The sequence below is a fragment of the Kumtagia sp. genome (assembly GCF_059502445.1).
Window position 1 is genome coordinate 1 of the sequence record NZ_JCACER010000072.1, and the last position, 22,846, is coordinate 22,846.

The following is a 22,846-nucleotide window of genomic DNA, read 5'->3' on the forward strand; positions in this document are numbered from 1 at the left end:
GCCAATCTCCCCCCTTGCGGGGGAGATGTCCGGCAGGACAGAGGGGGGTGCGAAGGAACGCTCGCCTTCAAGGATATCATCGCCGCGAGATGTCTCGCCGTTTCTGGCAATTGCCCTGCCGCCGCCAGCGTCGCATGACCGGCCAGGAGCGCTCCCATGCCTGACGACGATCACGCCGACTTAAGGCCCTCCCCCGACGCACTTCTGGAGCGCGCCGAGCGCGAGACCCGGGGCCGTCTGAAGATCTTCCTCGGCGCCGCCCCCGGCGTCGGCAAGACCTACGAGATGCTGATGTCGGGCCGCGCCCGCCGGGCGGAAGGCGTCGACGTGGTGATCGGCGTGGTCGAGACGCATGGCCGCAAGGAGACGCAGGCGCTGGTGGAGGGCTTCGAGGTCGTCCCGCGCAGGCCGGTCGAATACAAGGGCCGCTGGCTCGACGAGATGGACCTCGACGCCATCGTCGCGCGCCGCCCCGCCTTGGTGCTGGTCGACGAGCTCGCCCACACCAACGCCACCGGCAGCCGCCACCCCAAGCGCTATCTCGACGTGCTCGAACTCCTCGGCCAGGGCATCGACGTCTACACCACGCTGAACATCCAGCACGTCGAAAGCCTGAACGACGTCGTCGCGCAGATCACCCGGGTCAGGGTGCGCGAGACCGTTCCCGATTCGGTGATCGACCGTGCCGACGACGTCGAGATCATCGACCTCACCCCCGACGACCTGATCAAGCGGTTGCATGAAGGCAAGGTCTATGTTCCCGACACGGCCCGGCGCGCCGTCGAGAACTATTTTTCGCCCGGCAACCTGACCGCGCTGCGCGAGCTGGCGCTGCGGCGCACCGCCCAGCGCGTCGACGAGCAGCTTTTGAGCCACATGCAGGCCCATGCCATCCCCGGGCCCTGGGCCGCCGGCGACCGGGTGCTGGTCGCCGTCGACGAGCGGCCGCGCGGCGCCTCGCTGGTGCGCTACGCTCGCCGCCAGGCCGACCGCCTGCGCGCGCCCTGGGCGGCGCTGCATGTCGAGACGTCGCGATCCGCCGGCCTGCCGGACGCCGACAAGGACCGCCTCGCCGCGACGCTCAGGCTGGCCGAGCAGCTCGGCGGCGAGGCCGTCACCATCCCCGGCCAGGACGTCGCCGCCGAGATCGTCGACCACGCCACCGCGCACAATTTCAGCCATGTCGTCATCGGCCGGCCGGACAAGCCGCGCTGGCGCGAGATCTTCGAAGGCTCGGTCACCCACGATGTGATCCGCCGGGCCGGCGACATCAGCGTGCATGTCACGACCGGCGCCGAGCAGGATGCCGGCCTGGCCCAGCGCGGCTTGAAGACCGCGCCGCAGCCGACGCGCTTCGACGTCTGGCCCTATGCGATGAGCACGGTGTTCGTGCTCGGCGCGCTGGCGGTCGGTTTCCTGCTCGACCAGTTCCTGGACGTGCGCAACATCGCGCTGGTCTTTCTCATGGCCGTGCTCACCTCGGCGGTGACAGTGGGGCTCTGGCCCGCGCTCTACACCTCGCTGGTCAGCGCCACCGTCTTCAATTTCTTCTTCCTGCAGCCGCTCTACACGCTCGACATACGTGACCCCGAGAGCGTGATCGCGCTCGTCTTCTTCCTTGTCGTCGCACTGGTCGCCAGCAACCTCACCGCCCGCGTGCAGCGCCAGGCGGCGGCGGCCCGGCAGCGGGCGCGCGCCACCGAGGACCTCTATCTGTTCAGCCGCAAGCTTGCCGGCACCGGCACGCTCGACGACGTGCTCTGGGCGACCGTCTTCCAGATCGCTTCGATGCTGAAGGTGCGGGTAGTCGTGCTGATGCCGGACAATGACGGCATCGCGGTCAAGGCCGGCTACCCGCCGGACGACACCCTGGCCGATGCCGACATCGCCGCCGCCCGCTGGGCCTGGGAGCACGACCGCGCCGCCGGCCGCGGCGCCGACACCCTGCCGGGCGCCAGGCGGCTCTATCTGCCCCTGCGCACCGGCCGCACCGCGATCGGCGTCGTCGGCCTCGACGACGACCGGCAGGGACCGCTGCTCACGCCCGAGCAGCAGCGGCTGTTCGACGCGCTCGCCGACCAGGCGGCCCTGGCGATCGAGCGCATCCAGCTCGTCGCCGACGTCGACCGGGCAAAGCTGGCGGCCGAGGCCGACCGGCTGCGCTCCGCCCTGCTGACCTCGATCTCGCACGACCTGAAGACGCCGCTCGCCGCCATCATGGGGGCAGCCGGCACGCTGCGGGAGTATTCGGGATCGATGCCGGAGGCGGACCGCGCCGATCTGCTCGCCACCATGGTCGACGAATCCGAACGGCTGAACCGCTTCATCGGCAACCTGCTCGATATGACCAGGATCGAATCCGGCGCTATGGAACCGAACAGCTCGCTGCATTTCGTTGGCGACGTCATCGGCACGGCGCTGCGGCGGGCCGCCAAGATCCTCGCGCATCACCGGACCGAAGTCGACATTCCCGCCGACCTTCCGATGCTCAGGCTCGACCCGGTGCTGTTCGAGCAGGTGTTCTTCAATCTGCTTGACAACGCGGCCAAATACGCGCCTTCCGGCTCCGTCGTCCGCCTCCGCGGCTGGGCCGAGGAGACCGCGGTCCTCCTGCAGGTGGTCGACGAAGGACCCGGCATTCCGCCGGCCGACCTGGAGCGGGTGTTCGACACCTTCTACCGGGTCCGCAAGGGCGACCAGGTGCGGGCCGGAACCGGGCTCGGGCTGTCGATCTGCCGGGGCTTTATCGAAGCGATGGGCGGCACGATCGCGGCCGGCAACAGGACCGACCGATCCGGCGCGGTCTTCACCATCCGCATGCCGATCCCCGGCGAAACACCAGGCTGGAAGCCCTGACCATGACGACCTCGGACGTGAAGATACTCGTGGTGGACGACGAGCCGCCGATCCGCAAGCTGCTCCGTGTCGGCCTGGGCGCCGAGGGCTACGCCATCGCCGAGGCCGGCAACGGCCGCGAGGCCGCCGATCGGATGCGCGACGAGCGGCCCGATCTCGTGCTGCTCGATCTCGGCCTGCCGGACATTCCCGGCCACGACCTGCTGGCCAAGTGGCGCGCCGAGAAGCTGGAGCTGCCGATCGTCGTCCTGTCCAGCCGCACCGACGAGGCCGGCATCGTCAAGGCGCTGGAACTCGGCGCCGACGACTATGTGACAAAACCGTTCGGCATGAAGGAGCTGGTCGCGCGTATCCGCGTGGCGCTGCGCCATCGCCTGCAGCAGCAGGGCGAGCGGCCGGTCTTCCACACCGGCGACCTGTCGGTCGACCTCGTCAGGAGGATCGTCAAGGTCGGCGACCGGGAGGTGAAGCTGTCGCCGAAGGAATACGACATCCTGCGCATCCTCGTTCAGCACGCCGGCAAGGTGCTGACGCATCGCCACCTGCTCGAGCAGATCTGGGGCGGCTCCACCGATGTCCAGTATCTGCGCGTCTATGTCCGCCAGCTGCGGCAGAAGATCGAGGCGGTGCCGGACCAGCCGCACTACATCCTCACCGAGACTGGCGTCGGTTACCGGCTGCGTGAAGCCGAATAGCGTCCTCGGGCACAGGCGGGCCGCTGCATGCCCGATATGCATCAAGAGAGAGCTGTCATGAAAATCTCCGATGTCCTCAGGGCGGAGAACGCTGTCGTCGATCTTGCCGCCGCGTCGAAGAGCAGGCTGCTGCAACTGCTTTCCGAGCAGGCGGCAAAGGCGCTCGGCACCGACGGCCGGAAAATCCTGGCCGCGGTGAGCAACCGCGAGAAGCTCGGATCGACCGGGATAGGCTACGGCGTGGCGATCCCTCACGCGCCCCTTGGCGAGATAACCATGCCTTTCGGTTTGGCGGCGAGGCTCGCCCGGCCCATCGCTTTCGAGTCGATCGACGAGGTGCCGGTGGATATCGTCGTGCTGCTGCTCACCCCGGCGCGGGACCGCACCGCCCATCTCAACGTGCTTGCGGCCATCTCGAGACGGCTGCGGCAGCCGGACGTGCTGACGATCGCGCGCGCCGCGGCCGACGCCGCGCGATTCCACCGGGCGATCGTCGGAGAGGACGCGGCCGCGGATGCCGGCTCCGGCCTCGGTGAAAAATCTCTGGTCGCCGGTGCAACCGGGCCGCGCAGTCTCCGTTGAGCGGCATCCATGTTCCTGAGGGATGCGAGATGAGCCTTGCGAGCTTCTGCAGACGCCCGGCGCTGGCGGTTGCGAAGGATCTCATCGGCGCCGAGCTTCTGGTCGAAGGCGTGGGCGGCATCATCGTCGAGACCGAGGCCTATGAGCCGGACGACCCCGCCTCCCACAGCTACCGCGGCGAGACCCAGCGCAACCGCAGTATGTTCGGCCCGCCCGGATGCGCCTATGTCTACCGTTCCTACGGGCTGCACTGGTGCCTGAACGTCGTCTGCATTCCCGGCAGCGCCGTCCTGATCCGCGCGCTGGAGCCGCGCTGGGGCCTGGCCGAGATGCAGTCCCGCCGGGGCATGGATCGTGCAAACCTGCTCTGCTCCGGACCGGGACGGCTCTGCCAGGCGCTGGCGGTTGACGGGCGGTTGGACGGACTGCCGCTCGACCAGCCGCCGTTCCAGCTCCGGATGCCGGCGGCACCGATGCCCGTCGCGTCGGGAAGCCGCGTCGGCATCACGCGCGCCGTCGAGAAGCAATGGCGTTTCGGGTTGGATGGATCGGCGTTCGTAAGTGCCCGGTTCGTGCCCTGAAACGGCGCACCGCAGCTCGTACAAGACCGTTCGACGAAACTGGCAGGAACCGAAGCCCCGAACTCCAGGTTCGGTCGGGTAGTGCAGCCCGGGGAGTGTCATGAACAAGCGGAAGGCCAAGGCACGCGCGAAAAAGGGGAAATCGCTGCGCCAGGTGGGCGCGGTGCCGTACCGGGTCACCGGCAAGGGCGAGATCGAGGTGATGGTGATCACCTCGCGCGGCAAGCGCCGGTTTCTGTTCCCCAAGGGCTGGAAGATGAAGGGCAAGAGCGCTCCCGAGGCGGCCGCGCGGGAAGCGCTTGAGGAAGCCGGCGTGGTCGGCACGCCGGCCGGCTCGGCGATCGGACGCTATGAATATTGCAAGCGCCTCGGTTCCGTCGTGGCGCCGATCCGCGTCACCATGTTCCCGATGCGCGTACGCCGCGAACTGTCGGATTGGTCCGAGAAGCGGCAGCGCAAGCGTGCCTGGGTGAAGCCGTCCGTGGCCGAGAAGCTGATCGAGCATCCGGGTCTCGGATCGCTCGCCCGCGACCTGCCGTGATCCCGGTTCTTCGCTCGGACGGTACCGAGTAGCTCAGCCCGCGTCCGGTGCGTCGGCCGGCCCGGTATAGCGGCGCTTGATCGCTTCGGCGATCCGCTGCCGGCTCTCCTCCGGCGAAAGCGCCTCGTCCACCTCCACCGCGGCGGTTTCGTCCGCGAGCTCCTCGTCGCGGATCTGGGTGCGGAACCAGTCCGAATAATCGCCTTGCCGCCGGTGGTGCTCCCAGGTGCGGTCGTCGATCCCTTCCGCGATCTGGATGAACATCATCAGGTTCTGCGCCCGCAGTTTCATCGCGTTGTCGGGCCCGCGGAAATAGAAGCTGCCGGCTTCATCGATCTCGCCTTTGGCGTATTTCTTCGTATGGCGCTTGCGCGACTGCCGCGGCATCTCCGGCTTCACCAGGCGCAGCCGCCCTTCGGCCGGCCGCCAGAACAGCACGTGCTCCGCATCGGGCGACGCAAGTCCGTCCGGCGGCTCCACCCCGGTGACGCCGCAGAAGGTGCGGATGACCTCCGGCGCCTCGGGCCCGAGTGCCAGCACGGCGGTCACCATCTTCAGGACGCCCGCCGCCACTGCTTCCGGATGGACGGTGATCAGGATGGTGCCCGGCAGTTCGCCGGGAAGCGCCAGCGAGGCACCGTCGCGCGGCTTCGGCAGCATGTGGTGGGCCTCGTCGACGAACAGCCAGTGGGGCCGTGCCGTGCGGGCGCGGAACGCGGCGAGCTTCGGCAGGAACTCGGCGAAGAAGCCAGGCCGCTTGTCCACCTCCACGGCCAGGGCGCTGACGACGATGCTGGTGTCGGGCTTGGCGAGCAGGTCGAAGACCTGCTTCGTCGTCGGCACGGCGGTCGGCTCGCCGACCTTCACCGACCCGTCCAGGCCGTCGTAATCGCCCTCGGGGTCGACGACGCAGAACTGGAATTTTCCCTCCACGCATCGTTCGGTGATGGCGGTCGCCAGTGTCGATTTGCCGATGCCGGAGCTGCCGGCGATGAGGACGCAATCCGTCGGCCGCAACTGGATATCGCCACCCTCCTGGTCGACGCCGATGCGAAGCCCGTTGCGCGGCGCGCGCCCGAGATCGGCGTCCAGTTCCATCAAGGCGGCGACCAGTTCCTCCACGCCCTCGCCGCGGCTGCCGGCGGTGACGAGGTCGGCGGTGTCCTTGACCGCCGGCAGGGCGTTGGCGACGGCCACGCTGCATCCGCAGGCGCGCAGGAAGGCATGGTCGTTCTCGGCATCGCCGACGCCGGCGACATTGTGCGCGGACAGCCCGAGTTCCGCGAGCGCGGCCGCGAGCCCCGTCGCCTTGTTGACGCCGCTGGGCAGGATCATCACCGCGCCCTTGTTGAAGACGATGTCCAGTTCCAGGCCCTGGGCCTTGATCACCTCCAGCACGGTCGCCTGGTGCGGCTCCCAGGTGGCGACGATGGAGTTGCCGACCGAAAGCGGCTGCACGCCCCTTGCCGCGAGCGCCTCGACGAAGGCCGCCGGCGGTTCCGGCGCGATGGTCTTTTCCTCGCCGCTGTCGGGCTGGTAGAGGACCGCGCCGTTCTCGGCGACGACGGTGTCGAAGATGTCGAGTTCAGGAAAGACCCGCTTGAGGTCCGGCAACTCGCGCCCGGTCACCAGGATGAGCTTGCGGCCCGTTTCCTTGAGGCGCTGGATGGCTTCGAAGGTGGAACGGCCGACAATTCCGTCATGTGCGAGCGTCCCGTCATAGTCGGTGGCGAGCGCGATGAAATACATTGGCGGTCCTCGCAGCGTCCGTGAGGCCGGCCGCGTTCGGGCCGGTTCCTCTCAACGCGTCAGGCCGGTGCCGGCTCCCGGCAAACTGCGAAATAAAGCGCCTCCACCAGGCCGGCTGGCTTCGGGCCAGCGGCGGTCGAGGTGGAACAACGGCCTGCCTCGGCAGTTAGCGACCATGCGCCGCGGCTTTGGCCCGGGTTGAGGGCTTCGTCCAGGCATCGCGGCGGCGCTTTCGCCAACTTCAAAAGGAGGCCCATTATGAGAATGCATCTTTCCAGCGCCCTGGCCGGTCTTGTCCTGCTCGGGGGTATCGGAGCGGCTGTCGCCCAGGACGTTGTGATCGCGCCCGAACAGGAGACGGTGATCCGCGAATACGTCAAGAAGCAGCCGCTCGCTTCGGTCAACCTGCCGGGCGTGGAGCTGAACATCGGCTCCACCGTCCCCGAGACCGTGGAGCTGCAGACGCTCGACGTGCCGGACGTGCAGTATCGTTATGTCGTGGTCGACGGGCGGACGGTTCTGGTCGAACCGCAGAGCCGCAAGATCGTCCACATCCTGAACTGACGCACACATCATCTGGTGAGCCGGCCGATCTGTCTCGGCCGGCTCGTTCCTTGCTCGGGAGGGCACCATGGCTGACCGACAATCCGTTGCCGAAGGGCTGGACGCGACCGAGAGGGAGCAGGCCGAGATCCGTCATCTCGCCGAAAATACCGATCTGTCGCCGAAACAGGCGCACGAACTCGTGCGCCGGCATGGAACGGATCGCAAGAAGCTGATGGAAATCGCCAAAACCTTCAAGGCGGAAGGCTGAAATCCTCGCATTCTTCCCGATTTTCGGGTCATTCCGGGACGTTTTATGGCGTCGTCGGATCGTGCAGCGCGTCGGGTATCGGCGTGGCTTCGATGCGGACGACGCGCTCGTCGAAGGCGCCATGGTGCGCGATGCCGACGGCTACCGGATTCGGCGTCTCGTAGGCCCACATGGCATCCTTGGCGCCGTCGCCGACGGCGCTGACGTTCCAATAGCTGGCCATGCCCTTGATCGGACAGCGCGACACCGTGTTGCTCCTGGCGAACAGATCGAAATAGATGTCGTCGAAGGGAATGTAGAAGACCGGATCGTGACCCGGCTCGTACAGCACCCTCGCCCGTTCGCTCGAAGCGATGATCGCGTCGGAGAATCGTGCGGTCACGGTGCCTGCAAACGGCTCGATGGAGATGTCTTGCGGCCTGGGCGACGGGGATGCGACGGTCATCGGATTTCTCCCGGTTGTCTCAACTCTCTTCGTCAACTCCGCCGCGCCGAAGCCGTTCCCCGTGCCCTGAAGAGACGACGGTCAGCCCCATGCTTTCTCGGCCGGGCTGCCGGCGAGAACCTCCCGTTCGATCCAGCGGTGAACCGCGGCAACGTCCGGCAGCGTGACGCTGGCGGCGGTCGGTCCCGCGGGGCGCACACGGATCGAGATGCCGCCCTCGTCGTTGACGTATTCGAAGCCGCTTTCATCGGCGACGTCGTCGCCGATGAAGACCGGAACCCGTCCGGCGAACGGCTCGACGTCCATGAAGCGGGCGATGGCGGCGCTCTTCAGCGCCTCGATCGGCAGGAATTCCAGGCCGGCATTGCCGGCGACGATGCGGTAACCCTCGGACAGGCTGCCGAGCGCCGCCTGGGCGGCGGCGCGGACCGCCGGGAAGACCGCCGGCGCCGCCCGCGTGTGGATCGCCAGCACGGGACCCTTGCGCTCGAAATAGACGCCTTCGGCGGTATGGAACTCCTTCTCGAGCGCGTCCGCGACCGCCGCCATATCCGCCGGCTCGTCGGCCGCCTCGATCGGGCCGTCGGGTGTCAGCCGATGCTCCAGCCCGTAGAGCCCGGCCGCCGGCAGGGAGAGCGGCGAAAACACCCGGTCGACCATGGCGACGGTGCGGCCGGTGACGAAGGCGAGCGCGCCGTCGAGCGCCGAGGCCGCCTGCGAAAGCAGCGCGCGCAGATCGTCATCGACCTTGACCGCTTCGGGATGCGGCTGGTGCTCCAGCAGAGTGCCGTCGATGTCGAGAAAGAGGGCGATGCCGGCTCCGGGCGGAAGACCTTCGGACCGCTGGTTGCCATGGATCATGCCGTCGTCGCTCCAATCGGTTGCTGCGCGCTTCTGAAAAGGTTCTGGTTCGCCATCGTCTCGTCGAGGGCGGCACGCTTGCGCAGGCGGGCCGCGTCGAGCAGCATATTGCCGGCCCAGCGGTAGACGTTGTTTACGCGGACATTCTCGCGCATCCGCTGCATCCGGCCCCGCTGCTCCTCCTCCGACATGGTCAGTGCCTGGTAGAACGCCTCGCCCATGGCGCTGGGATCGTAGGGATTGACCACGAGGGCCTCCAGCAGCTCGCGCGAGGCGCCGGTGAAGGCGCTGAGGACGAGCACACCCAGCTCGTCGTCGCGTGCCGCGACGAACTCCTTGGCGACGAGGTTCATGCCGTCGTGCAGGCTGCTGACCACGCAGAAATCCGCCGCGCGGTAGAGCATGGCAAGGTCGTCCTGGTCGTGGTGGCGGTCGAGCAGCACGATCGGCCGGTAGTCGCCGCGGCCATAGCGCTCGTTGATCTCGTCGACCAGCTCGACGCACTCGCGGTAGAGCTGCTGGTAGGCGGGCAGCGTGCCGCGGCTGGGGGCTGCCACCTGCAGGAAGACCAGCCGGCCGATCCAGTCCGAATGCTGCTGGAAGAACTCGTCCAGCGCATGGAAGCGGTCGAGGATGCCCTTGGTGTAGTCGAGCCGTTCCACCCCGACGGCGAGCTTCACGTCGGCAGGCAGCCCGAGCCGTTGGAATACGGCTTGCCGTGTCTCGGCCGCTCCCGCCCGGCCCTCCTCGTCCTCGGGCCATTCGATCGAGATCGGATAGGAATGCACCGCCGTCAGCGAGCCGCGATAGGAGATCGCCGCCGCCTCACGGTCGATGCGCGACTCCAGGAACCGGTCGACGCTTTCGATGAAATTGTTGCAGTGCAACTGGATATGGAAACCGACGATCGAGCTGCCGAGCAGGCCGTCCAGGATCTGCTCGCGCCATGGGCAGACGCTGAACACCTCGGCGTTCGGCCAGGGGATGTGCCAGAAGGTGATGATGGTCGCGTCCGGCAGCTTCTCGCGGATCAGCCGCGGCAGCAGGGCGAAGTGATAGTCCTGGATCAGCACGATCGGACGATCGCTCTTGGCCTCCTCGACCACCACCTCGGCGAACTTGCGGTTGACCGCCTGGTAGCATTCCCAATCGGCGGCGCGGAACATCGGCCGCGTGAAGGCGATATGGCAGAGCGGCCACAGGCCTTCATTGGCGAAGCCGAAATAATAACCCTTGTATTCCTCCTCGCTCAGCCAGACGCGCCGCAGCGTATAGGCCGGGTCGTCGGGCGGGACGGCGATACGATCGTTGCGATCTACGACGTCCCTGTCGGCCGTGCCGCTGCCATGGGCGATCCAGGTGCCGGCGCATGTGCGGGTGATCGGCTCCAGCGCCGAGACCAGGCCGCTGGCGGGAACGTGCAGCTTAATGCGGCCGTCGACCCGTTCGTGCACATAGGGCTCGCGGTTAGAGACGACGATCAGTTCCTCGTCCGGCAGCTCACGTTCGAGAACCTGCCGCAGCATGTCCGGTGACCATTGGATGAGACCGTCGTCGGGAGATTGGCCATTGTGGTCGGCCGCAGGCGGCGTGGCCACCATGGGTACTGCGATCGGCGGGGATTGCACCTTCCCCTGCTCGTTGGCGCGCCGCCTCAGGACGAAAAGCGAGAACCCAACAGCCATGATCGACAAGAAAAGACTTATTCCGATCGCGCTCCAGGACGCGACCGCTGCAACCTCGCTTTCGGGGATCATTCACTCATTCCAGCTTTGCCGGCAGACCGGTCGACAAGGCCGAAACTGTTGCAGTGCGAAATAGTTCCGTGAAAAATGCTCAGGAGCGGACGATCAGCGGCGCCAGCCCCTCGTGCCGTTCGTCGAGATAGCAGACGACGCGGTCGCCGACCCGCTGGAAATGAAGGTCGACCTGCGCCTTGCCGACGGCGAGCCGGCGGACGGTCAGATTGTCGATGCCGATCGGCAGCCGCGGCCGGTCGATGTTGATCTCGCCCCGCCATCCGTCGACCCGGATGCCGAGGCAGGCCTGCATGAGCATGAACATCGACCCCGCCGACCAGGCCTGCGGCAGGCAGGCGACGGGATAGGCGACCGGCGCCTCGCCGGGCGAGCGGGTGAAGCCGCAGAACAGCTCCGGCAGCCGCATCTGGAAATGCACGGCCGCCTCGAACATGCCGCTCATCAACTTCACGACGCTGTCGCGTTCCTTGTAGTTGGCCAGCCCGGCGGCACAGATGGCGGTGTCGTGCGGCCAGATCGAGCCGTTGTGATAGGACATCGGGTTGAACGGGACCTCGTCGTCGGCAAGGGTGCGCACGCCCCAGCCGCTGTTGAAGCGGGCGCCGAGCAGTTGTTCCGCCACGCGCGCCGCCCGCTCCGCCGACGGCAGGCCGACATAGAGCAGATGGCCGGCATTGGACGTTCGGACCGCGCATTTCTCGCCATTGCCGTCGATGGCGAGCGCATAGGTGCCGAGCTCCTCCATCCAGAAATGATCCTCCACCGCCGCGCGCATGCGCTCGGCCAGCTTGCGCCAGCGCTTGGCGAGTTCGGCTTCGCCGCGCCGCTTTGCGAGCGCCGCGAGCCCCTGATAGGCGCCGAACACGTAGCCCTGCGCCTCGACCAGCGCGATCGGGCCGGGCGGGATGCGTCCGTCGGCGTGGAACACGGAGTCCCAGCTGTCCTTCCAGCCCTGGTTGGAAAGGCCGGAATCGGCGCCGCGTTTGTAGGTGACGAAGCCGTGCGGGTCACGCCGGCCGACCTGCTCCATCCACGACGCCGCGGCGCACAGCGACTCCCAGTTGCGCTCGAGATATTCCGCGTCGGCGGTGCGCTCGATATAGGCCGCCGCCAGGTAGAGATAGAGCGGCGTCGTATCGACCCCGCCATAGTAGCGGCCGAAGGGCAGCTCGCGCAGCACCGCCATCTCGCCCTTGCGGGTCTCGTGCATGATCTTGCCGGGCTCGGAATCGCTGAAGGCCGAGGTCTCCGTCGACTGGTGCTGGGCCAGGAAGGACAGCACGCCGAGCGCAAGGGCCGGATTGAGCCACAGCATCTGCATGGCCGAAATCACGCCGTCGCGTCCGAACGCCGTGGAGAACCAGGGTATGCCGGCATAGGGATAGGGTCCGGTCTCGAGTTCCGTCGTCAAAAGCGCGATGTCGGCGCGGGCGCGGGTCAGCCAGTCGTTGAACACGCGGCCGGAGCTGAACACCGTGGCGCCGTGGCGGCGCTTCGAGCGCATGGCGTAGCGGGCGCGTGCCGCCGCCGCCCGAAAACTCTCCCGGCCCGGCGACGTCGGCTCGCCGCCGACCTCGATGAACAGCTTCTCGCGGCCGCGCGGAGCGATTTCGATGGCGAATTCTATGGCGCCGGCCGAGAGCGTCTCCGGCCGCGCCGAAAAGCTGATGACGGATTTGCGCAGCACGCCGTCGAGGCCCTCATAGGCGTAGGTGACGGTGCCTTCGGCGATGTCGGCGTCGAGGAAGCGCCCGCGCTTGCTGCGGTGCGTGCCGCGCACCTCGAACATGTCGCGGAAATCGGCGCCGAACTCGATGCGCAGCCGCAGCCGGACGGTGCGGCCCCAGTAATTGGAGAGCGCGATCCGCTCGTACATGCGGTCCTGCCAGAGCAGCCGCGTCCGCTGGATATGGACGACGCCCTGCGGCGTCTCCTCGTCTCCGGGCCCTCTCGATGTCCTGTTCGTCAGGTTCGCCGTGAACAGGATGTTGTCCTGCGACAGCGACGCGCCGAGCAGCGACGGCACCTGCCCGTCGACAGTGAGCCTGAGCAGCGACAGCACGCGCGTGTCGTTGCGGAAGAACCCGTCGCCGACGCCGCGCACGTCGCCATGCGCGTCGGTGACCATGAAGCAGTCCTCGTGCTTCAGCGCGAACTGCCGGTGCGGGTCGCGGGGCGTTGCTTCATCGAGAGCCGAAAGGGCGATTGCGGGATCGAGCTGGCGTTCATTCTGGTGGGGCATGCCTGCTACCATTCACCCGCGATGCGGCAATGTTTTGGCCAAACGGCCGGGGACGTGCTTGCGGCGCGGCGGCGGAATCCGCGAGCAGCGACGCATAGACGGTCTCGTAGTCGTCGATCATGCGCTCGGCGGAGAAGCGCCGCTCGAACACGGCGCGAACCTCGTTGCGGTCGAGCCTGCCGAGTTCGCCGACGTGGGCCACCGCGGCATCCACCGAATCGACGATGAAGCCGCTCACCCCGTCGTCGACGATCTCCGGCATGGCGCCTTCGTTCCAGGCGATCACCGGCGTGCCGAACGCCATCGCCTCGATCACCACCAGCCCGAAAGGCTCCGGCCAGTCGATCGGGAAGAGCAGGGCCGCGGCCCCTTGCAGGAAATCGGCCTTCTCCGTCTCGCCGACCTCGCCGACATAGACCACCTTTTCGCCGTCGATCAGCGGCTCGATCTCGTCGTGGAAATACGCCCGGTCGTCCGCGCCGACCTTGGCCGCGATCCTCAGCGGCAGGCCGCTGCGCCGCGCGATCTCGATCGCCCGGTCGGGACGCTTGTCGCGGGAGAGCCGGCCGAGAAAGGCGAGATACGGCTCCGTCGAGCTGCTCCTCGGCGGGGGCATGGGAAAATGCGCGAGCGGCAGGCCGTGATAGACATTGCCGACCCAGTTCGCCGCCGGCAGCGGCCGGCGCTGCCTCAGGGAGATCGAGATGAACGGAAAGTCCTGCCAGCGCGCCAGCGCGCCAGGCAGGTCGCTGTAGTCGAGCCGGCCATGCGGCGTCGTCACCGTCTTTTCCGGACAATGCTCGAAGAACGGGAAATGCTGGAAATGGCTGAGATGGAAGTGGATGAGGTCGAACTCGTCGGCCCGCCGGCGCACCTCGTGCAGCATGGACAGATGCGCCGCGATCGCCGAGGTCATCGGGCGCGGGTCGAGCCGCAGTGCCGTCTCCCGGCAGGGGGCCAGCCTGGCGCGCGTCGCCGAATCGCCGCTGGCGAACAGCGTCACCTCATGCCCGCGATTGGCAAGGCCGTCGCAGAGATAGGAGACGATCCGCTCGGTGCCGCCATAAAGGCGCGGCGGCACGGCCTCGAAAAGCGGCGCGACATGGGCGATCTTCATTCGTTTCAAGACTGTCCCTCAAACATCGACGCGAGGCGCGCATGAAGCCGCAGGCTCGAGCCTCCGCTTCCACGGCCTCGTTTTGCAGTGCAACCCGTCGGGCGGCGGATGGTTCCATGGCCGGCAGTCGTGCCGCGATGCGTATCCACCAGGCCGGCCACGACGACATGGAACCAATCGAACCGATCTTCGTTGCGAAAGGTTGATCTTTAGCCGGGGGTTCGGGAATGACAGTCGCATCCGTCGAAGCGGCAGGCCTTTTGACAGCAGTACCCCCGGAAACCGAGCAGTTGAGCTGGCACCCCTTCATGGCGGCGCTTCCCGTCGGGATTTACACCTGCGACGCGACCGGCCGCGTCGTCCGCTACAATGAACTGGCGGCGGAACTGTGGGGTCGTTCGCCCGACCTCGCCGAACATCACGCCTATTGCGGCGCCTACAGGACCTACGGGCTGGACGGAAGGCCGCTCGGGCCCGCCGACTCGCCGATGGCCGAGCTCCTCGCCACCGGCAAGGCCTTGAGGGCCCGCGAACTCTGCCTCGAGCGGCCGGACGGAAGCCGCATCGTCGTCGAGGCCAACCTGAACCCTCTTCTCGACGGCGCCGGGCAGGTGATCGGCGGCGTGAGCTGCTTTCACGACATCACCGGCCGCAAGCAGGCCGAGCATTCGCTTCAGCAGATCCTGCAGGCCATGCCCGTGGCCGTCTACACGACGGATACGAGCGGCACGCTTACCTTCTTCAACGAGGCGTCGGCGGAATTGTGGGGATGGCGGCCGGAGATCGGCGTGAGCCAGTGGTGCGGTTCCTGGCGGCTGCGCCACCTCGACGGCGAGCCGATGGCGCACGACCAGTGCCCGATGGCCACGGCGCTGCGCGAAGAACGCGAGATCCGATGGGGCCGCGCCGTCGCCGAGCGGCCGGACGGCACGCTCGTCCCGTTCGTCGCCTTCCCAACGCCCTTGCACGATGCGGCGGGATCGCTGGTCGGCGCCGTCAACACCTTGCTCGACGTGAGCGAGCAGCAGCAGGCGGCCGATATCGGCATGCATATGGCGGCGATCGTGGAATCCTCGCTCGACGCCATCGTCAGCAAGGACCTCAACGGCATCATCACCAGCTGGAATCCCGCCGCCGAGCGGCTTTTCGGCTACACCGCCGATGAGGCGGTCGGGCAATCCGTCCTCATGCTCATTCCTGAAGGCCGGCAGGACGAGGAGACGACGATCATCGAACGGATCAGGCGCGGCGAAAGGGTGGACACCTTCGAGACGATGCGCCGCCGCAAGGACGGGACCCTCATCCCGGTCTCGCTGACGATCTCCCCCGTCCGCAACGCACGGGGCAGGATCGTCGGCGCTTCCAAGATCGCCCGCGACATCACCAGCCACAAGGAAAGCGAGCGGCGCATCCGCGTGCTGATGCGCGAGGTCAACCACCGGGTGAAGAACCAGTATTCGGTGATCCTGGCGATGATCCGCGAAAGCGGCAAGCGCAGCAGCGACCCGGCCGGCTTCGAGCTTCAGGTGCGCGAGCGGATCATGGCGCTGGCGGACTCGCACGATCTTCTCGTCAGCGCCGACTGGAGCGGCGCCACCGTCTGCGAGCTGCTGCGGGCGCAGGTGAAGCCCTTCGCCGACAGCGAGCGGATCACGCTGTCGGGCCCGCCGCTGCTGCTGCATCCCAATGCGGTCCAGTATCTCGGCATCGCCTTCCACGAACTCGCCACCAACGCCACCAAGCACGGGGCGCTTTCGGTGAAGGGCGGCCGCATCGTCGTGGACTGGCAGATCGTGCCGGGCGACGACGGCACCGACTATCTGGAGCTTGCCTGGCGCGAGGAAGGCGGCCCGCCCGCCACGCCGGCCGAGAGGACCGGTTTCGGCTCGGTGGTGCTGCAAAGGATCACCCCGCAGGCACTCAACGGCTCGAGCGAGGTCCTGTACGGCGACAGCGGCATCACCTGGTGGCTGCGCGCGCCGCTGGACAGCGTCGTCGCCCGCGACGATGGCGATGCCTGACGCCGTCCGGCATCTAGCCGCGCAGGCGTTCCAGCACCTCGTCAACGGTCGCGGTCTCGACATGCTGGCCGTAGCGCGTCGCGAACAGGTCTAGCATGGCGTCGTGGGCTTCGTCGGAGGCGCTGCACAGCGCGTCGCTGACGAGGATCGTGCGGTAGCCTAGGTCGGCGGCGCCGAGCACCGTGGACAGCACGCACATGTCCGTCTCGCCGCCGGTGATCAGCAGCGTGTCGCAGCGCCGCGCCCGCAGGCGCGCATCGAGGTCGGAGCCGAGCCAGGGCGAATACACCGGCTTGTCCACCATCTCGGCCGGCGGCACGAACCGCGCCAGCTCCGGCACCAGCTCGACCATGTCCGCGCCGATGCGGTCGAGCGTCATCGACGCCCAGCGCCGGTAGTAGCGGCGCCACGCCCCCTGCCCCTCGCCCGGCTTCCGCGCCGGGATGAAGCGCGTGAAGACGGTCCGCGCCGGGTCGCGCTCGCATAGCCTGACGACGTTGGGCAGCACGCGCGGCATCCACGGAAGCGCCCATTCGGTGCCGGCGGCGAACAGCCGCTGCATGTCGACGCACACATGGGCGAAGCCTGGACCGACCCACTCGTCCCGGATGGTCGAACTGGCCATCAGGCTTCTGTCGCCGCGCCGCGGCCGGCCCCATCGGCAACCCGGCTTTCGGCCATTTCGGCTTGAGCTGGCAAAACCCGCATCGTGAACAACCGACATCCGTTCTGGAGGAATCTGGTGGCGTCCCGCCGGGAGCCCGACACAATCGGCCGTAAACGTCCCCGGCTGCCCCAGGTTCCGGCAAAATCCCGTGCATTGCGTGAATGCAGCGCGCGCCATGCCGGTCCTCCGGTTGACGTTCGCCCCTCCGGCACCCTACGCCTTCCCGCGATGACCCGGAACATGTCCGAGAAGATGGAGAAGAGCCGGACGGCACGCCCGGCGGAGAACGCGCCGCCGAAGCCCGCCGCCGCGGCGGTCCGCTATGCGGTGCTGGTCTTCCCCGGTTTTCCGCTGATGGCCTTCTCCTCGGTGATCGAACCGCTGCGTGCCGCCAACATCCTCTCGGGAAAACAGTGCTATTCCTGGATCACCGTCGGCCCGGACGACGCCAAGGTCGTCGCTTCCAACGGCGTCGGCATCGATCCCGACTACGGCGTGCGCAGCGCGCCGTCGGCCGACCGCATCGTGGTGTGCTCGGGCGGCAATGCCGACAACCTCGTGGCCGAAGACGCGGTCGCCTGGATCCGGAAAAGCCTGCGCGCCGGCGCCCATATCGGCGCGGTGGCGGACGCCGCCTTCTTCCTCGCCCGCGCCGGCCTGCTCGACGGCCATTCCTGCACGCTGCACTGGACCAGCCAGCCGGCCTTCCGGGAGGCCTTTCCCGAGCTGGACATGCGGCGCGATCTGTTCGTCATCGACCGCCGGCGCTTCACCTCGGCCGGCGGCGTCGGCTGCCTCGACATGATGCTGGAGCTGATCACGCGGGATTTTGGCGCGGAGCTCTCGGCCGGGGTCGCCGAATGGTACGTGCACAGCCCGCTGCGCTCGAGCATCGACAGGCGGATGATGCCGCTGCGCCTCAGGACCGGTATCCGCGACCAGCTCGTGCTGTCGGCCGTCGCCATCATGGAGGATTCGGTCGAGGAGCGCCTCACCATGCCGGCGCTGGCCGAGCGCCTCGGCATCTCGCCCGACAAGCTCGAGCGCGCCTTCCAGGCCGAGCTGAAGACCGTGCCGAGCGCCTATTACCGGCGGCTGCGGCTGCGCCGGGCGGCCGAGCTCCTGACCCACTCCTCGCTGCCGGTCGGCGAGGTCGCGCTGTCCTGCGGCTTCGCCAACCCGTCCAGCTTCGCCCGCGCCTTCCGCGAGCAGTTCGGCCATGCGCCCGGCGAGGTGCGCCGCCGCCGCTCGATCGCCGGCGAGGTGCCGCGCAACTAGAAACCTTACGCCGCGTCTCGCACGTCGACGTCCACCTCGCGGCCGAGCGCCGAAAAGGCCGCTTCGATCTGCTCCAGTCGGGAGCGATGATCCAGCCGGAACAGCCGGTCGACCGACTCGCGGTTCCATTCCAGTCGCCGCGCCAGCTCCGCCCTGGTGATCTTGCTGGCGCGCAGCGCCCAATAGAGGTTGACCTTGAGCGTGGTCAGCAGCGGCAGACGCACTGTTTTGCCTGCCAAGCCGTCCGGAACGGGAACGTCCTCGCCGTCGTCGATCATGCTGGCGAGCGCCGTTTCGATGGCATCGATGGCGTGGCGCCTGGCTTCCTCCTCCGTCTCGCCGAAGGTCGCGACGATCGGCAGTTGCGGACAGGTGACCAGGAAGGTGCCGTTATCGTCGGGCGTCAGGTCGATCCGGTATTCAAGCATCACTTCAACCCCAGTTGCTTCTTGATCGCATTGACGAGGCCGGTGCCGAGTTCCTTGCCGGCGCCGTGCATCGGGAGCTCCGACTTGCGGTCGCCGCGCCTCACGATGAGGTGCCCGGAACCTCCCTTCTTCGTCTCGAAGGTGCAACCTTGGGCAGCCAGCCACTTTTTGAACTCTTTCGCGTTCATGAAGATAAGGTACTCAACATAAGTGTAGAAGTCCACAGAACTGTTGACTTCTCGATGTCACCAGCCCGTGCGGAATTCCGCACGGAATCTGCGGCGATGCGCACATCACGCAGGCACACCCTCGTTCATTGTCTGGACCTTCTGGAGTTCCCGACATGAGCATCGTCGTTTTCGATCCCGACAGCACCGAGGACGTGGATTTCCAGGAGCGCATGCGCCATCCCGCCGCGGCCGATCCGGCGGGCGGCATGTGGCTGTCCGACACCGAGCCGTCCTTCATCGACGCCGATGCGTTGCGCAAGGGGCGGCTGGCGAAGCTGCGCGCCTGGATGCGCGAGGCGGGCTACGGCGCGGTCGTGCTGTTCGACCCCTACAACCAGCGCTACGCCACCGGCTCGCGCAACATGTTCGGCTACTTCCTGCGCAATTCCACGCGCTACTTCTTCATCCCCACCGAAGGGCCGGTCGTGCTCTTCGAATACCCGCAGAGCTACCACGTCTCCATGGTGCTCGACACGGTCGACGAGGCGCGCCCGTCCAAGCTGGTGTGGTCGTCGGTCTCCGGCCGCGACGACGAGACCGCCGGCCCCTTCGCCGACGAGATCGCGGAGCTGCTCAAGGCGCATGGCGGCGGCTCGATGAAGCTCGGCCTCGACCGCTGCGGCCATCTTCAGGCGCTGGCCTTGGAGAAGCGCGGCTGCGAGGTCAGGGACTGCCAGGGCGAGATCCTTGCCGTGCGCGCCGTCAAGACGCCGGAGGAGATCAAGTGCCTGCAGGTATCGATGGCCGGCGCCGAGGCGGCGGTTGCCGCCGTGCGCGAGGCGATCAGGCCGGGCGTGTCGGAGAACGACCTCTTTGCCATCATGTATCATGAGGTCATCCGCCAGGGCGGCGAGTTCATCGAGACGCGGCTCTTGACCTCCGGCCAGCGCACCAATCCGTGGTTCAACGAGGCGAGCGGCCGCAAGATCAGGCCGGGCGAGCTGGTCGCGCTCGATACCGACACCATCGGCTGCTACGGTTACTACTCCGACTTCTCGCGCACCTTCCGCTGCGGTCCGGGCAGGCCGACGGCCTACCAGAAGTCGCTCTACCGCATGGCCCACGACCAGGTTCAGCACAATATCGGCATCGTCAGGCCGGGCATGGCCTTCCGCGAGATCGCCGAGAAGGCGTGGAAGATCCCCGGCCGCTTCGTCGACCAGCGCTACACCTCGGTCATGCACGGCGTCGGCATGCATGGCGAGACACCGTTCATCGCCCACGCCATGGACTACGAGACCTACGGCCGCGACGGCCACATCGTGCCCGGCATGGTGGTTTCGGTGGAAAGCTACATCGGCGAGAAGGGCGGCCGCGAGGGCGTCAAGCTCGAGGACGAGATCCTCATCACCGAGACCGGCACCGAGCTTCTGTCCCGCTTCCCCTACGAGGACGATTTCCTGAGCGGCGAGATCTAGATGAAGCGCCCCCTAGCCATAGAGCCAGGCAAGATCGCAGCCCTGTTCATCGACCTTCAGGAGGAGCACCGGAAGGACCGACGCTATCTGGTTGAAGGTTTCGACGGCGTGCTCGCCAACGTGCAGCGGCTGCAGGCCGCCGCGCGCGATGCCGGCGCTCCGCTCTACCATTTCGCCTATGTCGTCGACCTAGACAATCACGTGCGCCCTTTCCATCCGGTCCAGGCCGACGGCACTTCCGCCTTCAGCGACAAGAGCGATCCGCTGACGGCCGTCTGCCCGGAAGTCGCCGCCTCGGACGGCGAGCCGCTCATCATCAAGAACGAGCCCAGCGCCTTCGGCGCCGCGTCGCCGGCGGCCGACATCCGCATGCAGGGCATCGAGTGGCTGGTCGTCGCCGGCGTCTGGACGGAAGCCTGCGTCGACGCGACGGTGAAGGACGCCGTCGCGCTCAGCTTCCGCGTGCTGTTGGTGAAGGACGCCTGCGGCAGCGGCACGGCCGCCATGCACGAGACGGCGATCCTGAACCTTGCCAACCGCCTCTATGGCGGCGCGGTGACCGACACGGAGGGCGCCTGCCGGCTGCTCGCCGGCGAGACCATAGAAGCCTGGCAGATCGAGGGTTCGGTGCCGCTGCGCTTCACCTTCGACAACGCCGCCGGTCTCTACCGGGATCTTTGACGAAAGGAGGCTGACCGGGACGATGGAGATCCTGCGATTCATGGTCGAGAACCTCGGCCTGATCGGCGAGCGGGCGGTGGAGCATATCTCCATCGTCTTCGTGGCGGTCACCATAGCCGTGGTCACGGCCGTGCCGATCGGCATCGCCATCACCCTGTCGAAGAGCGCGGCCGACGTCGTGCTCTACTTCGCCTCGATGATGATCACAGTGCCGTCGATCGCGCTGTTCGGGCTGATGATCCCGCTGCTTTCGCCGATCGGCCACGGCATCGGCTACGTCCCGGCGGTGATCGCCGTCATCCTCTATTCGCAGCTGCCGATCATCCGCAACACCTACACGGCCATCGCCAATGTCGACCCCGCCCTGCGCGAGGCGGCCAGGGGCATGGGCATGAGCACCATGCAAAGGCTGCGCCAGGTCGAGATCCCGATCGCCGTGCCTGTCATCATGGCCGGCATCCGCACCGCCGTCGTCATGAACATCGCCGTCACCGCCATCGCCGCCTATATCGGCGCCGGCGGCCTCGGCACCTTCATCTCGCGCGGCATCAGCCAGTCGGACCCGCGCCAGCTCGTCACCGGCGCCGTCGCCGTGTCGCTGCTCGCCATCGCCGCCGATCTCTTCCTTGCGCTTGTCCAGCGGCTGCTCACCTCGAGGGGCATCGCCAGCGAGGCGCCGGCATGATCAGGCTGGAGCACCTGACAAAAGTCTTCGGCGACGCGCAGCGCGGCGTTCTCGCCGTCGACGACGTCAGCCTCGAGCTGCCGGCCGGCGAGATCTGCGTGCTGCTGGGGCCGTCCGGCTGCGGCAAGACGACCACCATGAAGATGATCAACCGGCTGATCGAGCCGACAAGCGGCAGGATCTTCATCGACGGCCGCGACACCACCCAGACCGACCCGATCCGGCTTCGCCGCTCGATCGGCTACGTCATCCAGCAGATCGGCCTGTTCCCGAACAAGACGGTTGCCGACAACATCTGCGTCGTTCCCGACCTGCTCGGCTGGGACCGCAGGAAGGCGCGCAAGCGGGCCGGCGAGCTCCTGGAACTGGTCGGCATGGCGCCCGCCACCTTCCTCGACCGCTTTCCGAAGGAGCTGTCCGGCGGCCAGCAGCAGCGCGTCGGCGTGCTTCGCGCGCTCGCCGCCGACCCGCCGGTCATGCTCATGGACGAGCCGTTCGGCGCCATCGACCCGATCAACCGCGAGGTGATCCAGGACGAGTTCCTGCGCATGCAGCGGACGCTACGCAAGACCATCATCTTCGTCTCGCACGACCTCGACGAGGCGGTGAAGATGGCCGACAAGATCGCCATCTTCCGCGCCGGCCGGCTGGAGCAGTTCGCCAGCCCGGACGAATTGCTCGCCCGGCCGGCCAACGGCTTCATCGAAAGCTTCCTCGGCTCCGACCGGGCGCTGAAGCGGCTGCGGCTGGTTACCGTGGCCGAGGCCATGATCGCCGGCCACGGCGCGGTCCGCGGTGACGAGCCGCCCGCGCGGGCGGCCGAGCTGATCCGCGCGTCGGGCCATCCCGGCGTGGTCGCCGTCGATGCCGAAGGCCGCCCCGAAGGCTGGTTCTCGCTCCCGGACGGCGGCGGCTCCACGGCAAGCCGGCAGCCGCTGCGCGCCACCGTCTCCACGGCGACCGACCTGCGCAACGCCGTGGCGCTGATGTTCGCGCACGACATGCCGCTGCTGCCCTGCGTCGACGATGCCGGCAGGCTCGCCGGCGTGCTCACCTACCGCTCCGTCGTGAAGAGCCTCGCCACCGGGGCGCCGGAATGAGCGAGGCTGCGACCCGGACCCTGCAGGCACCCGACCGCCTCGCCTCCTCGGCCGGGCCCGCATCGGCCGGCCAGGTATCCCCACCCCTAACCCCT

General features: G+C 67.6%; 22 protein-coding genes. 13 read left to right on the forward strand and 9 right to left on the reverse strand.

Annotation, left to right across the window (positions count from 1 at the left end; translation table 11 throughout):
- Positions 1–156 precede the first annotated feature (156 nt).
- From AC5JDC_RS19390 to AC5JDC_RS19410, 5 genes are all read left to right on the forward strand, one after another.
- Complete coding sequence (locus AC5JDC_RS19390) at positions 157–2,856, forward strand: DUF4118 domain-containing protein (protein ID WP_495843756.1); 2,700 nt, start codon at positions 157–159, stop codon at positions 2,854–2,856.
- A 2-nt stretch (positions 2,857–2,858) separates the two neighbouring features.
- A complete protein-coding gene (locus AC5JDC_RS19395) occupies positions 2,859–3,551 on the forward strand; it encodes a response regulator transcription factor (RefSeq protein WP_495843758.1) in 693 nt (230 codons plus the stop codon).
- A 57-nt stretch (positions 3,552–3,608) separates the two neighbouring features.
- Entirely contained in the window at positions 3,609–4,133 is a 525-nt protein-coding gene (locus AC5JDC_RS19400; RefSeq protein WP_495843760.1) for a PTS sugar transporter subunit IIA, read from the forward strand.
- A 29-nt stretch (positions 4,134–4,162) separates the two neighbouring features.
- Positions 4,163–4,714 (forward strand): DNA-3-methyladenine glycosylase, encoded by a 552-nt coding sequence (locus tag AC5JDC_RS19405; RefSeq protein WP_495843762.1) that lies wholly within the window; start codon positions 4,163–4,165, stop codon positions 4,712–4,714.
- A gap of 100 nt (positions 4,715–4,814) precedes the next feature.
- Positions 4,815–5,255 (forward strand): NUDIX hydrolase, encoded by a 441-nt coding sequence (locus AC5JDC_RS19410; protein ID WP_106773893.1) that lies wholly within the window; start codon positions 4,815–4,817, stop codon positions 5,253–5,255.
- A 33-nt stretch (positions 5,256–5,288) separates the two neighbouring features.
- On the opposite strand, the gene AC5JDC_RS19415 is transcribed toward AC5JDC_RS19410, so the two are convergent.
- On the reverse strand, positions 5,289–7,004 hold the full coding sequence (locus tag AC5JDC_RS19415; RefSeq protein ID WP_495843765.1) for an HAD family hydrolase: 1,716 nt from the start codon (positions 7,002–7,004) through the stop codon (positions 5,289–5,291).
- A gap of 258 nt (positions 7,005–7,262) precedes the next feature.
- Here AC5JDC_RS19415 and AC5JDC_RS19420 point away from each other — a divergent pair, with 258 nt between their 5' ends.
- Both AC5JDC_RS19420 and AC5JDC_RS19425 read left to right on the forward strand, forming a co-directional pair.
- Complete coding sequence (locus tag AC5JDC_RS19420) at positions 7,263–7,568, forward strand: DUF1236 domain-containing protein (protein ID WP_106773895.1); 306 nt, start codon at positions 7,263–7,265, stop codon at positions 7,566–7,568.
- Between the two features lie 67 nt (positions 7,569–7,635).
- Positions 7,636–7,818 (forward strand): DUF3606 domain-containing protein, encoded by a 183-nt coding sequence (locus AC5JDC_RS19425; protein ID WP_106773896.1) that lies wholly within the window; start codon positions 7,636–7,638, stop codon positions 7,816–7,818.
- 43 nt (positions 7,819–7,861) lie between these two features.
- Here the strand turns inward: AC5JDC_RS19425 and AC5JDC_RS19430 are convergent, their stop codons facing one another.
- The 5 genes from AC5JDC_RS19430 to AC5JDC_RS19450 form a co-directional block, all read right to left on the reverse strand.
- A complete protein-coding gene (locus AC5JDC_RS19430) occupies positions 7,862–8,263 on the reverse strand; it encodes a DUF427 domain-containing protein (protein ID WP_495843768.1) in 402 nt (133 codons plus the stop codon).
- Positions 8,264–8,344: 81 nt separating this feature from the next.
- On the reverse strand, positions 8,345–9,124 hold the full coding sequence (otsB, locus tag AC5JDC_RS19435) for a trehalose-phosphatase (protein ID WP_495843770.1): 780 nt from the start codon (positions 9,122–9,124) through the stop codon (positions 8,345–8,347).
- Entirely contained in the window at positions 9,121–10,881 is a 1,761-nt protein-coding gene (locus AC5JDC_RS19440; RefSeq protein ID WP_165816138.1) for a trehalose-6-phosphate synthase, read from the reverse strand. Before AC5JDC_RS19440 ends, otsB begins: the two co-directional genes overlap by 4 nt.
- Before the next feature lie 79 nt (positions 10,882–10,960).
- Positions 10,961–13,126: an amylo-alpha-1,6-glucosidase gene (locus AC5JDC_RS19445; protein ID WP_495843772.1), complete on the reverse strand. Its 2,166-nt coding sequence runs from the start codon at positions 13,124–13,126 to the stop codon at positions 10,961–10,963.
- Positions 13,110–14,243 carry a glycosyltransferase family 4 protein gene (locus AC5JDC_RS19450; protein WP_495843804.1) on the reverse strand — a complete coding sequence of 378 codons (1,134 nt, stop codon included), beginning with the start codon at positions 14,241–14,243 and terminating at the stop codon, positions 13,110–13,112. Before AC5JDC_RS19450 ends, AC5JDC_RS19445 begins: the two co-directional genes overlap by 17 nt.
- A 290-nt stretch (positions 14,244–14,533) precedes the next feature.
- Here AC5JDC_RS19450 and AC5JDC_RS19455 point away from each other — a divergent pair, with 290 nt between their 5' ends.
- Complete coding sequence (locus AC5JDC_RS19455) at positions 14,534–16,264, forward strand: PAS domain-containing HWE histidine kinase family protein (protein WP_495843774.1); 1,731 nt, start codon at positions 14,534–14,536, stop codon at positions 16,262–16,264.
- Positions 16,265–16,277: 13 nt separating this feature from the next.
- Here the strand turns inward: AC5JDC_RS19455 and AC5JDC_RS19460 are convergent, their stop codons facing one another.
- Positions 16,278–16,889 carry a cysteine hydrolase family protein gene (locus AC5JDC_RS19460; protein ID WP_495843776.1) on the reverse strand — a complete coding sequence of 204 codons (612 nt, stop codon included), beginning with the start codon at positions 16,887–16,889 and terminating at the stop codon, positions 16,278–16,280.
- Positions 16,890–17,171: 282 nt separating this feature from the next.
- On the opposite strand from AC5JDC_RS19460, the gene AC5JDC_RS19465 reads away from it, so the two are divergent.
- Positions 17,172–18,209 carry a GlxA family transcriptional regulator gene (locus tag AC5JDC_RS19465; protein WP_495843778.1) on the forward strand — a complete coding sequence of 346 codons (1,038 nt, stop codon included), beginning with the start codon at positions 17,172–17,174 and terminating at the stop codon, positions 18,207–18,209.
- Positions 18,210–18,214: 5 nt separating this feature from the next.
- Here the strand turns inward: AC5JDC_RS19465 and AC5JDC_RS19470 are convergent, their stop codons facing one another.
- Together AC5JDC_RS19470 and AC5JDC_RS19475 are read right to left on the reverse strand one after the other, a co-directional pair.
- The gene (locus tag AC5JDC_RS19470) at positions 18,215–18,637 is read right to left on the reverse strand and encodes a type II toxin-antitoxin system HicB family antitoxin (RefSeq protein ID WP_495843780.1); all 423 of its coding nucleotides are present in this window, start codon (positions 18,635–18,637) and stop codon (positions 18,215–18,217) included.
- Positions 18,637–18,861 (reverse strand): type II toxin-antitoxin system HicA family toxin, encoded by a 225-nt coding sequence (locus tag AC5JDC_RS19475; RefSeq protein ID WP_495843782.1) that lies wholly within the window; start codon positions 18,859–18,861, stop codon positions 18,637–18,639. Before AC5JDC_RS19475 ends, AC5JDC_RS19470 begins: the two co-directional genes overlap by 1 nt.
- 119 nt (positions 18,862–18,980) lie before the next feature.
- On the opposite strand from AC5JDC_RS19475, the gene AC5JDC_RS19480 reads away from it, so the two are divergent.
- From AC5JDC_RS19480 to AC5JDC_RS19495, 4 genes are read left to right on the forward strand one after another with little or no spacing between them, the layout of a single operon-like run.
- Positions 18,981–20,285 (forward strand): M24 family metallopeptidase, encoded by a 1,305-nt coding sequence (locus AC5JDC_RS19480; RefSeq protein WP_495843784.1) that lies wholly within the window; start codon positions 18,981–18,983, stop codon positions 20,283–20,285.
- Positions 20,286–20,966, forward strand: coding sequence for an isochorismatase family protein (locus AC5JDC_RS19485; RefSeq protein ID WP_495843785.1), 681 nt, complete (start codon positions 20,286–20,288; stop codon positions 20,964–20,966).
- Between the two features lie 22 nt (positions 20,967–20,988).
- On the forward strand, positions 20,989–21,651 hold the full coding sequence (locus AC5JDC_RS19490; protein WP_495843787.1) for an ABC transporter permease: 663 nt from the start codon (positions 20,989–20,991) through the stop codon (positions 21,649–21,651).
- Complete coding sequence (locus tag AC5JDC_RS19495) at positions 21,648–22,751, forward strand: ABC transporter ATP-binding protein (protein WP_495843789.1); 1,104 nt, start codon at positions 21,648–21,650, stop codon at positions 22,749–22,751. Before AC5JDC_RS19490 ends, AC5JDC_RS19495 begins: the two co-directional genes overlap by 4 nt.
- Positions 22,752–22,846 lie beyond the last annotated feature (95 nt).